General features: G+C 53.8%; 9 protein-coding genes. 6 read left to right on the top strand and 3 right to left on the bottom strand.

The genetic code is table 11. From position 1 onward, the window contains the following. Positions 1-574: 574 nt before the first annotated feature. Positions 575-3,199, bottom strand: a complete 2,625-nt coding sequence (locus tag AC6I7T_RS29480; RefSeq protein WP_497791429.1) for an ABC transporter permease — start codon at positions 3,197-3,199, stop codon at positions 575-577. A 12-nt stretch (positions 3,200-3,211) separates the two neighbouring features. Further along, positions 3,212-3,562 carry a PadR family transcriptional regulator gene (locus tag AC6I7T_RS29475; RefSeq protein ID WP_497791428.1) on the bottom strand — a complete coding sequence of 117 codons (351 nt, stop codon included), beginning with the start codon at positions 3,560-3,562 and terminating at the stop codon, positions 3,212-3,214. Positions 3,563-3,879: 317 nt separating this feature from the next. On the opposite strand from AC6I7T_RS29475, the gene AC6I7T_RS29470 reads away from it, so the two are divergent. The 5 genes from AC6I7T_RS29470 to AC6I7T_RS29450 all read left to right on the top strand — a co-directional run bounded on the left by AC6I7T_RS29470 (position 3,880) and on the right by AC6I7T_RS29450 (position 14,506). Next, a complete protein-coding gene (locus tag AC6I7T_RS29470; RefSeq protein WP_497791427.1) occupies positions 3,880-6,594 on the top strand; it encodes an ABC transporter permease in 2,715 nt (904 codons plus the stop codon). Between the two features lie 230 nt (positions 6,595-6,824). Next, on the top strand, positions 6,825-8,369 hold the full coding sequence (locus AC6I7T_RS29465; protein WP_497791426.1) for a glycoside hydrolase family 1 protein: 1,545 nt from the start codon (positions 6,825-6,827) through the stop codon (positions 8,367-8,369). A 368-nt stretch (positions 8,370-8,737) separates the two neighbouring features. Further along, entirely contained in the window at positions 8,738-11,290 is a 2,553-nt protein-coding gene (locus tag AC6I7T_RS29460; protein WP_497791425.1) for an ABC transporter permease, read from the top strand. 77 nt (positions 11,291-11,367) lie between these two features. After that, positions 11,368-11,505 (top strand): hypothetical protein, encoded by a 138-nt coding sequence (locus AC6I7T_RS29455; RefSeq protein ID WP_497791424.1) that lies wholly within the window; start codon positions 11,368-11,370, stop codon positions 11,503-11,505. Positions 11,506-12,007: 502 nt separating this feature from the next. After that, entirely contained in the window at positions 12,008-14,506 is a 2,499-nt protein-coding gene (locus AC6I7T_RS29450) for an ABC transporter permease (RefSeq protein WP_497791423.1), read from the top strand. A 38-nt stretch (positions 14,507-14,544) separates the two neighbouring features. On the opposite strand, the gene AC6I7T_RS29445 is transcribed toward AC6I7T_RS29450, so the two are convergent. After that, on the bottom strand, positions 14,545-14,679 hold the full coding sequence (locus AC6I7T_RS29445) for a hypothetical protein (protein ID WP_497791422.1): 135 nt from the start codon (positions 14,677-14,679) through the stop codon (positions 14,545-14,547). Between the two features lie 178 nt (positions 14,680-14,857). On the opposite strand from AC6I7T_RS29445, the gene AC6I7T_RS29440 reads away from it, so the two are divergent. Next, the gene (locus AC6I7T_RS29440) at positions 14,858-15,808 is read left to right on the top strand and encodes an alpha/beta fold hydrolase (RefSeq protein WP_497791421.1); all 951 of its coding nucleotides are present in this window, start codon (positions 14,858-14,860) and stop codon (positions 15,806-15,808) included. The last annotated feature ends 155 nt before the right edge of the window (positions 15,809-15,963 follow it).

The following is a 15,963-nucleotide window of genomic DNA, read 5'->3' as shown; positions in this document are numbered from 1 at the left end:
GGCGAGCAATCGCGCCAATCATGGACGAACTGAAAAACAGACTCTGCATCTCTCTTAGTCGTGCAAAAACAAAATGGCCCGGAAGGTTAATATCTCCCGGGCCATCTGGAAACTTTATAGAAGAATCTATGACTTAGCTAACTTCCTGTCAGCAACGATCCTTCCTGGCCACGAGAGCTTTCCCGCAACAACAGGTACAAGAGCCGGGTTGACAAAAATTCGCAGCCATCTTTGCTATAGAACCATAAAGCTACCGATTTCGCAAGAAATTCCGTTAACGACTGTATCTACACGCCGTAAAGCCTTTGACTCATAAGGCAGACTTCCACCAAGTTGAAAATGAAGTTCATTATTCCAAGCAGAAGGGGAAGAAGATGGGAAATGGTGGAAGAGAGGAAAACGGTCTTCATTTCTCCTAGGTCAGCAAAGCATCCCGGAGGGATGCTACTAACTTAGCCACGGGTGAAGCGTAGCGAAACCCGTGGCTATTCTCTTGGCATCCCTCTGGGATACCCTTTGCGCGTCTGCAAACTTCCACGATCTGACGAAACATTGCTTGTTTTCTCGGAAGCCGCTATTCCGTTCGAAGCGCCTGCATTGGATCGATTCGCGATGCCTTCCATGCTGGAAGCAGGCATGCAACCGCCGATACACCCAATAACGTTGCAGCTACAAGCACAAAGACCGGTGGATCAAGCGGACGTGTTTCGTAAAGCATGGAGTGAATCAGGCGTCCGGCTGCTGCACTACCTACAAGTCCAAGAGCCAACCCGAACAGCGCGGGGCGTAATCCGTCTCCTAAGACCAGACTTAGCACCTGCTCCCGCCGGGCGCCCAATGCGATTCGAATGCCAATCTCGTTTGTACGTTGCGCTACAAGATAGGAGAGAACGCCAAAGAGACCGGCCGCAGCCAGAATCAACGATAGAAGAGCAAACACACCGAGGAGTGTCGCATTCACGTTGGCCCCACGAGTGGATTTACCAAGCAACTGGTCCATTGTGAGGACATCCGCAACAGGCAAATCGCGATCCAACTCCTGCACGATACGCTGCACGGGGAGAGCCAGTTGCTCAACGTTATGCTCGGAACGAATCACCAGTGTTCCGTAATCCCCGAAACCGGCGTAAAGAGGAAAGTACTGAACAGGTTCGGTGGGCTTCCCCACCTGATAACGCGTATCCCCGACGATGCCTACTATCTCATAATCCCGTTCGCCCATGTGGATATGCTTGCCAAGGGGGTCCTCGTTAGGCAGAAACTGGCGCGCAAACGAGGCGTTGATGACGGCTTGATTGGCCTGGTCGAGTTTCTTGCCCGGATCAAAGGAGTGCCCCCGCAAAATGGGAATGCCCATGGCTTGGAAGTATCCAGGATCTGCCCAGTGATCCACGGCAAATTGAGCCACACCCTGCGGCAAAGGTGGATGCTCGGCTATCTTGAAACCTTGATCGCCTATATAGCCCTGGCCGGGTACTCCACGAACAAATCCTGCTGCAGTTACTCCCGGTAATGCCCGCACCCGCATTAGTAGAGTTTCGTAGAAATTAACGATCTGGGCTTTCTCTTTGTAACGATTGTCAGATAATTCGAGAGTCATAGTTAATATGTTCTGCGTAGCGCAACCCATGTCAGCTGTACGCAGCCGCTGATAACTCTTCAGCAAAAGTCCGGCGCCGATCAATAGCATCACGGTCAGACTCAGTTCCACAGTCAACAATACCCTGCGCAAGGTGGCTCTTGTGCGTCCGGAACTGAAGGATCGGGATACCTCATTCAAGGTGGTAAGCACCTGCTTCTCTTGAACACTGAATATCGAAATCGCTCCAGAGAAAAGGGCGCAGAAGACAATGAGCCCGAGCGTAAAGGCTACGATCACACCATCGATGTGAATCGAGTCGACCCGATTCATATCCTGACGAATGCGCACGAACCAGGCGATAGCGCCCGATGCGAGCAGGATTCCTCCTACGCCGCCAAGTGCAGAGAGAAGAAAACTCTCAGTCAAACGTTCCCGCAGCAGGCGGAATTTCCCGCCTCCCAGTGCCGAACGAATCGCCAGCTCTTTGCGCCGGGCAACAGCACGCGCTACCAACAGATTGGCAACATTCAGACATGCGATCAACAGCACACAACCGGAGGCTGCCAGAAGTACAAGGAGCGGACGCCTGAAATCTCCGACCATATCTTCGAGCAACGGGCGCACATTCGCCCCTGCTCCCACAAATGCATTGTCAAGATGCTGGTCATGAACGCGCTTGGCAATCAGAGAAAGATCGGCTTTAGCCTGTGCCGAGGTAACTTCTTCACGCAGCCTGCCAACTACCCGAAAATCGTGACTTTCCAGATTCGTCAACTCCTCGGGAGGGTAATCGTGGTAGATCAGCGTCCAAAGCTGATTAGAAGCCTTTGGAAACGCAAACCAGGCTGGAAGAACTCCAATCACGGTGTATGCACTTCCATTCAGATGGATCGTCCGATTAAGAATCGCCGGATCGCCTCCGAAGCGGCGCTTCCATAAGCTCCAGCTCAGAATCACGGTTCCGTTGGCGGCAGGTAGGTCATCGGACGAGGTAAAGTCGCGTCCAATTGCCGGTCGCACACTCAGGGTGCGCAGCAGGTTCCAGGTACAGCTTGCGTTTTGCACTTTCTCCGGCAGTTGGCCACCAGCACCAGAGAGATTCGACTCGCCGTAGCCCCAAAGGGCCATATCGCTGAAGGTGCGATTCTGCTTCCGCCACTCGGCATACATTGCACCGGAAACCACGTTGAAGGGGTTGCTTTGTACATCGCTGCCCACTCCGCTTTCATAGACCATCAGCAGGCGTTCCGCATCCTTAAATGGCAGTGGCTTCAGCAGGACACCGCGTACCACGGTAAACAACGCAATATTCGCGCCGATGCCCAACATCATGACAAGAATCGCAATCACAGAGAACCCAGGCGTCCTCCGCAGGGTTCGAGCGGCATACTTTAGATCACGCCATTGATTATCGAGGAAAGTGATCGTATTTCTTTGCCAAAGCTCCTCGCGGACACGCTGTGAATTCCCAAGCTTGATTCGCGCCCGGCGTCGCGCTTCCGTGGGCGTCATTCCACGACTGATGTTCTCGGCGATCTCCTCGGCCAGATATACATCGATTTCTTGCCGCAGTTCCAAGTCTGCGCGTTTCCGATGAATGAACCTGAACCAACTCACGATATCTCTCCCTTACCCCTGCGTCTCTTCTCCCATTACCAGACCGATTGCCCGGATCATCTGCCGCCAGCGGTTTGTCTCGCGAAGAAGCTGTTTCTTTCCAGCAGCAGTAAGCCGGTAGAATTTCGCCTTCCGATTGTTCTCACTGGCACCCCAATAGGACGAGACCCAGCCGCGATCCTCCAGGCGGTGGAGAGCCGGATAAAGCGAGCCCTGCTCCACTTCCAGGACATCCTCCGAACTGTGCTCGATGACCTTTGCAATCGTGTGCCCGTGCGCGTCGCCACTCACAAGCGTTCGCAGGATCATCATGTCCAGCGTGCCCTTCAGCATCTCGCTATCCGAATGATTATTCTTAGCCATTCAACTTTCTCCACTCGAATTTCTATGGGGAATACTACACCACTAGAACTCCGATGGGAAGGCCATTCTCAAGAGGATGACGGCACCAGGAAAACGGATCGCCGATTGCTTCCGGAGAAGTAACACAATCCCGGCGGGTCAGGACCGACCAGATCACCAGCGCGTGAATTGGAGGCGGAGCAGTCCCTCCACGTAATCACTTCCACTTGACAAGCAAGTGCAATCAAGGCCATGCTACGTCTCAGGCATCACTTGGATGCCTAGTAAAGAAAAGAACCAATTCAATTGCAACGGCTGCACATGAGGAATCCTAAGGCATGAAGCAACTGCGGCGTCTCTTTCTGAGAATCTTCGGCCTCTTCAACAACGAAAAGACAGAAACGGAACTCGATCGGGAAATTGCCGCTCATCTTGCACTGCTGGAAGAAGACCTTCTGCTGAGGGGGTTGAGCCCGGAAGAAGCGCGCACAGCAGCGAGACGAGCCTATGGTGGGATTGAGCAGGCGAAGCAACTGCATCGCGATGAGCGCACCTACCCGTGGGTGGCACAGATGCTGCAGGACCTTCGCTATACATTGCGCCAGTTGCGCAAATCTCCGGGGTTCACTCTTACGGCCATCCTGATGCTGGGATTGGGGATTGGCGCGACCACTGCGATTTTTTCAATTGTCGAAGGAGTGCTGCTGCGTCCCTTACCATTTCCAGATCCTGGGCACCTGGTTACGCTGGGAGACGTTCTGGAGGGCTCAAATTGTGCTTCCTGCGGGGCTTGGGCCACCGCCCAGGATATCCGCAACTACATGCGCGACACGCATAGCTTTGCGCACCTGGGCGGTTACCGGAAAACCTCTTTCGAACTATCAGATAGCGGTGAACCACTGCATGTACAGGCCTCGCGTATGAACGGAGAGGTTTTTTCCGCATTGGGGATTGCGCCGCTGTTGGGGCGGGTATTCACGCAACAAGAGGACGATCAACATCAGCTGCTCGTTGTGCTCAGTTACAGTTTGTGGCAAAGCCGCTTTCATGGCGATGCAAAGATTCTGGGCTCCAAGATTATTCTTGACCGGAAGCCGTACATAGTCATCGGCGTTATGCCGCGCAACTTTGAGTTCCCTCTTGTACCTGGACATGTGAACCAGAGCGAACTCTGGGTTCCATTGAGCCCGGAACCGTGGGAGTTCGAGGCCGGTGCCGCGGCGTCGTGGAACCGGCGGATGCTGGGCCGCTTGAAACCCGGAGTTACTCCTGAGCAGGCGCAGAGCGATGCGCAACAAGTAGCGGTAGAGACAATGCGGAATTATCCGGCTTACATGAGCAGTCTTCGAATCCACGCGGTTGTCAGGCAACTGCATGAAGACACGGTAGCGCAGGCGCGTCCACTGGTGCGCACACTCTTCTTTGCTGTAGTCGTGGTTCTGCTGATTGCCTGCGCAAACCAGGCAGGTCTTCTGCTGGTGCGCTCCATTCGCAGGCGGAGAGAGATAGCTGTGCGCTTTGCCCTTGGGGCCCGTGCTGCTGCACTGCTTCGTCAGGCGGTTGTCGAAAGCATGATATTGAGCATTGCCGGAGGCGTTATAGGCCTTGCCTTGGCAGGCTTCGCGCTACAGGTGGGTATAAATCTCATACCCGACACGTTGCCTCGTACCAGCCAGATTGGACTTGATTTGCCCGTAGTGACCTTTGCGCTGGGACTAGCGCTGTTTACCGGCTTCCTTTGCGGACTAGCGCCCGCCTTTGCCGCAATCCGAACCAGCATTAACGAGACACTTAAGGAAGGTGGACGTACCGGGAGTTCGGGAAGCGGTCACACTCGGCTACGCTCCGCACTGGTTGTGGGAGAGATTGCGGTCGCCTTGGTCCTTCTGACCTCATCCGGCCTGCTGCTGCGCAGCTTTGAGAAGATGCGCGACGTCGATATCGGTTTTCAACCTGATCATACGCTGGCCGCGTCCTATGACTTGCCGTTGAAGCACTATGCGACGCAACCGCTGATAGACAGTTTCGATCAACGATTGCTCGACGCCCTTCGACAGCTGCCTGGTGCGGAATTCGTCGGCATTACTTCCCTATTGCCTGCAAATGGAGACGATGGCGGCATCTCAATCATCCCGGAAGGCTACATCTCTCCGAAAGATGCCCAACTGCACATGGCTGCGTCAACGCTGGTGGAGGGCGATGCCTTTCAGGCTCTAGGCATTCGTCTGCTTCGGGGCCGTCTGTTCTCAGCGGCAGACAAGGCAGATTCTCCGCTAGTGGTAATCGTGAATCACAAACTGGCGGAACACTACTGGCCCGGAGAGGACCCTATCGGCAAGCGTCTGCGCCGGGGAATGCCGGAAACTTCAACGCCATGGCTGACGGTTGTGGGTGAAGTCGGCGATGTGAAGATGGGCCCTGCCGATGGCATAACAGCAGAGCAGTTCTATCAGCCTGCAACTCAGGTGGTTGCGTCAGAAGGCGTGCTGGCTTCAATGGGAGAGTTAATGGGGTATTCCGGCTGGGTCGTGCTGCGCTCCAGCGTCCCTCCTGAACAGATGGAAAATGCAATGCGCACTGCAGTGCAGCAGATCGATCCGCAGCTCGCGTTATTCAAGATGAAGACTCTGGAGCAGACGGTTTCAGACAGTGAGGCCACACGCCGTTTCAACACGGTGTTGATATCGGCCTTCGCCATTGCAGCCGTGTTGCTTGGAGTACTGGGGATCTACAGCGTCATCGCCTTTACAGTTGCGACTCGTGAACAGGAGATGGCGATACGCGTAGCACTGGGCTGCGAGCGATCTCGAATCCTGCAGTTGGTCCTTGCCTCAGGAGCAAAGCTGGCAGCGGCTGGCTGCGTGCTCGGGCTATTCGGAGCCGTAGCCGCATCCCGCCTGCTGCAATCCTTTCTCTTTGGAGTAAGTCCATTGGATCCGCTTGTGCTCGGTCTTTCCGCAGCCGCCATGCTGTTGCTCGCCCTTGCCGCCTCATTGTTCCCGGCACGGCGCGCCTCTTTGACTGATCCCATGCTTGCAGTGCATAGCGAATAAAACCCAAAGAGCAAAACAGCTGGCCGGAGAGTCGAGCTCTCCCGCAATTCCTGTTTACATAATCTCCATCCGGTCAAGCCTCCATATCGATAGCACCTTCCAGCTCAATGAGCGCATCCCGGCCCCAGGCGAGCACATTAGCTCCCCCCAAAGACTTACCGTGACTAATATGCGATAGTTAAAACGCAGCACGTATTCCGTACAAGACTGAATGAAACGAGGAGTTCGCAATGAACCGTCGTCAGTTTGCGGCCCGTTCTCTGGCTGCCATTGCAGGTGCCGCGCTTTCTCAAGGCCGTGCCGACGCAGCAACACAAAGCTCAACAACCACTATTCCTGGAACCATCCCCGCTTCGACAATCGAAAAGGCCCGTTTCCCCGAAGGGTTTTTATGGGGTGTTGCCACGGCCTCTTATCAAAATGAAGGTGCATGGAACGAGGACGGTAAGGGGGAGTCGATTTGGGATCGATTCACGCATACGCCCGGCAAGGTGCGAGGCGGTGTAACCGGCGATGTTGCCTGCGATCAATACCATCGTTTCCAGCAGGACATAGCCCTTGCGAAGCGCCTGAATATCAAGAGTTATCGCTTTTCTATCTCGTGGCCACGCATCCAGCCTACCGGGGGCGGTTCCCCTAATATGAAGGGGCTCGATTATTACAGCCGTTTCGTAGATGCGCTACTTCAAGCCGGAATCCGCCCCTGGTGCACGATGTATCACTGGGATCTTCCGCAGGCATTGGAAGAGCGTGGAGGCTGGCCAAACAGAGAGCTAGCGAATTACTTCGCCGACTATGCGGGAATCCTGGCCAAGCATCTTGGCGACCGGATTACGATGTGGGCTCCTTTCAACATGCCTTGGGCTATCGCTTTCATGGGCTATGCCGCGGGTGCGTTCCCTCCCTGCCGTACCAGCTTCACAGACTTTCTGAAAGCAGCGCACACACTGGCGCTAGCGCAAGGTCAAGCTCACCGCGCAGTAAAGGCTGCCTCTTCGAAGGCGACGATAGGCAGCGCCTATGAGATGGCACCCGCTTATCCGAAGACGGACTCAGACGACGACCGCGCCGCTGCTGCCCGATACCACGCGATGAATAACGTCTTTTTCCTGGAAGCGGCAATGCACGGCCGTTATCCCAAGGCGTTTGTCGGTGAACCACCTCTTGAGCTGATGGGATTCAAGACCGGAGATGAAAAGCTTCTCTACGCTCCACTGGATTGGGTCGGCTTCCACTACTACACGCGCCGTGTTGTGTCAGATGCCAGCAAAGAGAACTTTCAAAACGGCGGCAACTTCAGCGGTACCGAAATCGAAAGCAATTCACCGGGCGGCCGCGACCCTTACACTCGCTTCCGTGCCGCAATGCCAACAGAGGGACCGCTGACGGAAGCCGGACTCGAAGTGTGGCCGCGTGGCATCTACGACCTTGTAACTCAAATCAGCCGCGAGTATAACCACCCGATCATTGAAATCACGGAGAGCGGTTGTGGTTATCTGGATTCTCCCGATGAAGAACAGAATGGCCGTATCCCGGATACGAGACGCATCCTCTGGTACCGGCAAACACTAGCGGAGTTGGCTAGGGCTATCGCGGATGGTGCCCGCGTGCGCGCCTACCATGCGTGGACACTGCTGGATAATTTCCAATGGGGAGAAGGTTACACGGAGCGATACGGGCTTATCTATACGGACTTCCGCAACCAGAAACGCACGATCAAGGATTCTGGTCACTGGTATGGTCGGGTTGCTGCCTCGAATCGTCTGGATACCTAGGATCGACAATGAATTGGCGCCCACACGCCTCGCATCCTTCCGCGAAGCGTGTGGGATTCCCAAAAGCTATGGTTACAACAAATCTGTCGAAGCAGTTAAGCTCCTCCTTCGCTCCCTGGCAACTACCTAAGACTAAGGTCGCGATAAACCGCACCCACCATTGATTACGCGACCTGCAAGATAACGCGTGTATCGCAGATAGCCCATGCAAAGCGTCCGAATTCGAACACTCCTTTCCATTTGTGGACACAATGCCACAATCTTGAGATTACGAAGGCGATTGAACTTAGGTAGCGGGAACAAAATTACGATGGAACTTTACATGCTCTATTTGCGTAAAGCCACGTGTGTGTCTGGAGGTCTAACGAATGAGAGTTCTGCTACAGGATCTGGGATATGCATTCCGCCAATTGCGTAAAACGCCAGGGTTTACCACTACCGTGCTACTCACGCTCGCGCTCGGCATCGGGGCAAACTCGGCCATCTTTACTCTTGTCAATGCAATCCTGCTTCATAACTTGCCGGTTACAGATCCTAAAACCCTCATTCGCATCGGAGACACCGACGATTGCTGCGTCAACGGCGGTTGGAACGACAAGGGCGACTACTCGCTCTTCGCCACAGACACCTATTACATGTTCAAGAAGAATCTGCCGGAATTTGAGGAACTGGCTGCGATGGAGTCGGGTTACGCTTGGCGTCCTCTTACTGTCCGCCGCGCCGGCCCGTCAACGGTAGCGAAATCTGTCATGGGAACCTTCGTCTCTGGGAACTACTTCCGCGTCTTTGGTCTTTCGCCAGAGGCGGGTCGGCTCTTTATGGATGCCGACGACCAGAAGGGTGCAGCTATCACGGCCGTAATGAGTTATGACGCCTGGCATCAGGACTACGCAGGAGATCCGGCTGTGGTAGGAAGCGTCTTCTACATCAATACCAAACCGGCCACGATCATCGGTATTGCACCCAAAGGATTTTACGGAGACCGCATCGATACCAATCCTCCCAAGTATTTCCTCCCCATGAATGCGATGGATGAGGTCAGCGGCGCACCGTACTTTACCGATCCCGACACCCAGTGGGCTTATATCATCGGACGTATCAAGCCGGGAACTTCCCTGCCGGCACTACAGGCCAAGGCCAGCGCATTACTCAAACAGCAGTTTGCACCGCTGAAGACCTTTACCGATCCTCGTTCTAAACAGTTTCTCCCCCGTACACATGTGGTACTCACTCCTGGAGGCGGGGGTATCCAGAACATGCAGAACGGCTACAAGGATCACCTGAAGCTCCTGCAATGGATTGCCGCACTGGTCCTCCTCGTCGCCTGCGCTAATATCGCCAATCTGCTGCTGGTACGCGGCATGAGCCGTCGCGCTGAGCTTTCTATCCGCTCCGCACTTGGCGCGCAACGCAACCGAATCATGCGCCAGCTCCTCACGGAAAGCGTTCTTCTCTCGGGTATGGGCGGTCTGCTCGGCCTTGTTATCTCATATCTAGGAGCTCACGCGCTGTTGGCACTTGCGTTTCCCAATCAACAGAACATGCCGGTTGCTGCTTCGCCTTCGCCCCTGGTCATCGGTTTCGCCTTTGCGCTTTCATTGGTTACGGGTGTTCTCTTTGGCCTCGCGCCGGCGCTGATGGCTGCACGCACGAATCCCGCTGAGGCGCTGCGCTCCAATGCACGTACTACCGCCCAAGGAGCATCCTTCCTGCAGCGCTCGCTCGTTGTCCTGCAAGCCGCACTCTCTCTTGTACTGCTCGTTGCTGCAGGTCTTTTTGCGCAGAGCCTCAATAAGGCCGAGAACGTGGACATGAAGCTGAATACAACCAACCGCTACATAGCCCACATCAATCCGCAAGCAGCTGGTTACAAGAACACAGACGTTGAGCCTCTCTACCAGACCATCGTAGACCGCTTCCACGGCATTCCCGGCGTTCTCAAAGTCGGCCTCTCCACATACACTCCAATGGAAGAAAATAATTGGGGGTCCGGTGTAAAGATTCAAGGCGAACAAGACCTGAACAAAGGTGCATCTTGGGTGAAAGGGAATGCCGAGTACTTCGACTCTGTTGGTACTCACGTAGTCATGGGCCGCGGCTTCACATGGAAGGACACAATGAATGCGGCGTCCGTCGCTGTCGTCAACCAGGAATTCGTCAAGCAGTTCTTCGGCAAGCGCAACCCCATCGGCCATCGCTTCGGTTTCTCCGGCCCGGGCCAAACCGGCGGAGATGGAGCTCATGAGATCGTCGGCGTGGTGGAAGATACCACCTACACAAGCATCTACTGGAAAAACCATGCCATGTACTTTCTGCCACTCACACAACGAGCCGGCATCGCCAACGATCCGGACAACCCTCTCGAGAAGGACTTATCGATGTTTGCCGGAGCCCTGGTTATCCAAACCAGCCAACCCTTTCCCAGCTTTGAGAAGGTTGTTCGAGACACCCTGGCTAGCATCAACCCCAACCTCGCAGTCGTAAAGTTCCAGACATTCCAGCAGCAGATCGACGATCGATTCACCGAGGAGAGGCTAATCGCACGCCTCACTTCCCTCTTCGGACTACTGGCTCTTCTGCTCGCGGCCATCGGTCTCTATGGAGTCACGTCTTATACCGTCCTTCGTCGCACACCGGAGATCGGCATCCGCATGGCGCTGGGAGCAGCACGTCAGAGTGTCGTCCAAATTGTCCTGCGCGGAGCCATGCTGCAAACCGTTATTGGCCTCGCTATTGGTGTCCCGGTAGCAATCTTCTGTGTGCGTTACGTCAAATCGCAGCTTTACGAGATCACCAGAGTGAATACACCGGTGATGGCGATAGCCATCGGAGTGCTGGTACTCGCAGCAGCAATTGCAGGAATCATCCCGGCACTGCGTGCAGCGTCTATCGACCCCGTACGAGCCTTACGCATTGAATAAGGCCGAGGCATACCCCAGACTGGTGCTCCATTCGCACTGGTAACAGTTTCGGGAACTTATAGCTTTTGCAGCAAACGATGAAGAAGGAAACAACGCAGAAAGGTGGCGGTCAGAAACCGCCACCACAGCCGGTTCGGAGACCGGCGGTACTTCAGACCTGCTTTACCCTTTCCGGCCCCTCTCCGATTCAAAGCAGTGAATCTGCAACCAAGTAAACCCATGGCCAGTTCTTAAAGTCCGGCTACTTTTTCCCAGAGGGGCAAGCGTCGGCGGCTTCGAATTCTAACTTCGCCGAAATGGGGTTGTACTGCACCATACAAGTAGCCTTCATCAGCCCTTGTTCGTTGTCGTGGTATCGCCGGTCTCCGAACCGGCTGTGGCGGCGGTTTCTGACCGCCGCCTGCTTCGCAGGTTGTGCCTCGTTGCCATGCTCCAAGAACCGACGTAGAAACTTCAGCGGCATCCTGTAGGGCGAAATGAATCCGGACATACAATCTCGACCGCTATCACAGGAATAATGTTCGCCCTCTATGTTCATTTGCGAGCAGAATTGATCGGAAACGAACACTCTCCGACATAAGAGCTAACCGAAGCTTCTTGTCTACCCTACTGATAAGAAAGGGCTTGTTCCGCCGAGACATATGGAATACAAAATGCCTATCAACAGATGAACCCAGCCGTATCGGGGCTACCACTGACGCGAGAAAGAGGTCAAAGGTGGGCTTTTTGAAACAGGATTTGTCGTATGCCTTGCGGCAATTACGCAAGAGCCCCGGATTTATGATCGTTGCGATAGTCACGCTTGCGTTTGGTATCGGCGCGAATACTGCATTCTTCGGGGTGATCAATGCGACGATCCTGCGAAGCCTGCCCTATCCACAGGAGAACCAATTAGTTCATATCAGCGAGCTCTCGACGAAATCAAAGGGACTCATGCCGGTCTCCTATCCGGACTTCGTCGATTGGAAGCATCAGCAGAGCTCTTTCTCGGCCCTTACGATCTATCGCACCACTGTTTCGGTGAATGTGAAAACAGGCACTGCTTCGGAACGCCTGTCCACGGTGATGGTCGATTCCGACTTCCTGAAGGTGATGGGATTTCAACCAATACTGGGGCGCGACTTTCGTCCGGAAGATGACAGAACGAATGCACCGCTAGTCTTGTTGCTTACTTACTCCACATGGTTGCAGCAATTCAATGCCGATCGCAGTATCGTGGGTCGCGCCGTCGATGTAGACGGAAAGTCTGCCACTATTATCGGAGTCTTGCCAGCGTCTTTCAGCTTCTTCAGTAAATCGGAGTTGATATTGCCTCTCGGCCCCTTTGTCGAGCAGTTTTATATGCAGACAAGGGAAAGTCACAGCAATGCCACCGCGCTAGGACGACTCAAACCGGGTGTCTCTCTGGCCGCAGCTACAAGTGAGATGGATGCTATCGCATCACGTCTCAGTGAACAGTATCCGAAGAGCAACACCGGCATCGGTGCTTCGGTAATGGGCCTTCATCAGTTCCTGATGGGAGAGGCAAAACAGCGTCAGTTCCTATTAATGGGCGCGGTAGGCTTGGTATTGCTGATTGTTTGCGTCAACATTGCGACTCTTTCTCTTGCGCGTTCCTGTGCTCGTGATCGCGAAATGGCAATTCGCTCAGCTCTCGGGGCCGACCGTTCGCGACTGATTCGTCAACTCCTGGTCGAGAATCTCCTGCTTGCGTCGATTGGTGGAGCGCTGGGCCTCTTCCTCGCGGTAGAACTGGGGACCATGCTCAAATCCCTGGTGCCATCCCAACTCCTGCAACTCAAAGCTGAGGCCCTTTCGTCTCTGGATTATCGAGTTGTATCTTTTGCACTGGCGCTTACACTGCTAACCGGCTTGGCATTCGGACTGGTACCGGCATGGCAGCTTTCGCGAACAAATCCCAACACTGTACTCAGGGATCACAGGGAATTCGCAAAGTCTTTTCGCGGACGTTTCCGTGGACGCGATCTTCTAGTAATGGCGCAAGTCGGTTCTGCGACTTTGCTATTAGTTACTGCCGGATTGATTCTGCGCAGTCTCTGGTCGCTTTCAGACCGTCCTCTTGGTTACGAGCCGGAAAATGTACTCTCCCTACGTCTGGCTTCTCCATCAGCACGCGTCAACGGATCGCCCTTACGCATCACTGCCTTTTATCAGGATGCTGCCGACAGACTGGCACAAATTCCCGGCGTCGAATCGGTAGCCCTTACCAGCAATCTGCCTTTTGGCCACAACGATTCCCACAATCAATTTCGACTGCTTGACCGTCCTGTACCTCCACCCAGCGAATATCCCTCAGCCTCCGAGAGGATTGTCTCTGCCCATTATTTCCGGGCCATGGGGATTCCTCTTCTAAGAGGACGCGTCTTTAGCGGCGAAGAGCCGATACCATCCTTCCCCTCCCCCGGGGCTCCAAGTATGAAAGAGGCAATCGAAGCACTGCAAAAACTTCCTATGGACATCGTCGTCACACGAAGCTTTGCTCAACGCTGGTGGCCGGGGCAAGATTCAATCGGCAAGCACCTTTTACTTGGCTCGCCTAATCTTGGAATAGCCAACTGTACTGTAATCGGAGTTGTTGGAGATACAACTCAAGATAATCTTGGCCAAACCAGTCACGAGGAATTTTACCTCTCTATCCGGCAATTTCCGTTCTTCCCTGAATATTCTCTGGTAATGCGGTCCCGGCAGACTCCCTCAAGTCTCATTGAAGCTGCTAAAACACAACTGCGGCAGATAACGGCAACCGAACCTACATACGATGTACGGCCTCTTTCTTCCCGGGTTACGGAGTCCCTCGCGGGCCAAACATTTCAATCTGAGCTGATTGGTTCCTTTGCCGCTCTTGCGCTGTTACTTGCCTCGCTTGGGCTCTATGGTGTTTTGGCATTCAATGTAGTGAGCCGCACTCGCGAAATCGGCATCCGCATGGCCCTGGGCGCTTCACAGAAATCCGTAGTCGGAAATGTATTCTTCCACGGATTTGCATTGGTCATCCCCGGATTATCTATCGGCTCGATAAGTGGATGGATCTTATGCCGCTATCTGCAGAATCAGCTTTATGAGATTTCTGCAAATGATCCTCGCACCTATGCACTGGCGTTGCTACCGCTAGTGCTGGCTGCATTTCTCGCCTGCTGGTTGCCCGCAAGCCGTGCCGCCAAAGTAGATCCGATGGTCTCACTACGGGAAGAGTAATAGACAATATGCTCCCATAACTAGCTTGATCGTTTAGCTCAAGCCAAAGTATTGCTCGCTACGATATTGAAGCGTTGGTGCAACTCACCTCTCGGAGCATTTCCCTCATAGGTATAGGTATAGACTTGCTGAGGACAGCCGAAGAGCAGCTTTCTTTTGGGGGAAAGCTGCATATACCTCCGATTCCGGGTCTACATATTTGCGGGAAATAGGAAAGACCAAGGTGATGAAATGGATTTTGATTATGTCTTATTACCAGCGATCATTCCTGCTATCGGAATTCCAGTTCTCTGGATCAGCTGTAGACACCTCTACTCCATAGCATCCCGAGCACCATGGAAAAGCTGGCGGTTGATCAAACTGATCGCCTTATCCCTCGTCATTCTCTTAGCTTTGCCTATAACAGCTATCAGCGCTTACAACACAATCAAAATCTGGTCCTTCCACTCGAATAAATGGTTTCACGGAAATATCTACATGGTTGATGGCCATAAGATGCATCTCGACTGCATGGGAAACGGATCTCCAACAGTCGTGCTGGAATCAGGATGGGGTAGTGCATGGAAGATTTGGGCCAAGGTTCAGCCTGCCATCTCCCAAACAACCCGCGTCTGTTCCTATGACAGAGCTGGTTATGGCTATAGCGAAGCACGACCGGCTCCAAGGGATGCGGATCATATTACCGCCGAGCTGCATAGCCTTCTGCTTCAGGCCAATGCTACCGGCCCCATTGTTTTAATGGGACATTCCCTAGGTGGTCTATTCATCCGGGAATACGCCACCAGGTATCCGGAGCAGGTTGTCGGGCTGATCTTTGTGGATGCAGTTACACCCGCATGGGGACAAGGGAAAGTCAAAGCTCCGCCGCAATGGTTTACAAATCTAGGCTTCAAGATGGCGTGTATGACAAATGATGATCGGCTCGTAGGAGCATGCTCCTGGCCCAGGCCCGGAATCGCTGAGCCCCGTTGGCAACTGGCAACAACGGGCCTATGCCATCCGAAGATCTGCGCCTTGGGTCCTGAAAGAGACAGCTTTCGATTATCTGGAGAGGAGGCACTTCCAACCGGTCCTTATGGTGCGCTTCCAGTGCTAATCTTTTCGCATGATCCGGCCCGATGGCCAGTAAAGTGGGAGAGAGAATGGGAACAAATGCAGAAAGATCTGGAAAAGCTTTCGACTCGAAGCCGCCGCATCGTAGTGAAAAATAGCACGCATGTACTCCAGATCGAGCAACCCGACTCGATTTCTCACGAAATATCACTTTTCATAGAGCAGATTCGAGGCACCACCCACAACTGAACGTTTCCAGCGCCAAGATGAGGTAGAAACTGGTAACTTGGATGATCCCTTATCAAATGGATGAGACTTACTATTCCGAACAGAAGGTATCAAGACATGACTAAGGGATCACTAAGGAAACAGAAAATGCGCTAAATATCCTAAAGATTATGCGC

Source organism: Humiphilus diazotrophicus (assembly GCF_059726315.1).
The sequence above is the reverse complement of the archived record's forward strand: the minus strand, read 5'-3'. Positions and strand labels throughout refer to the sequence as shown.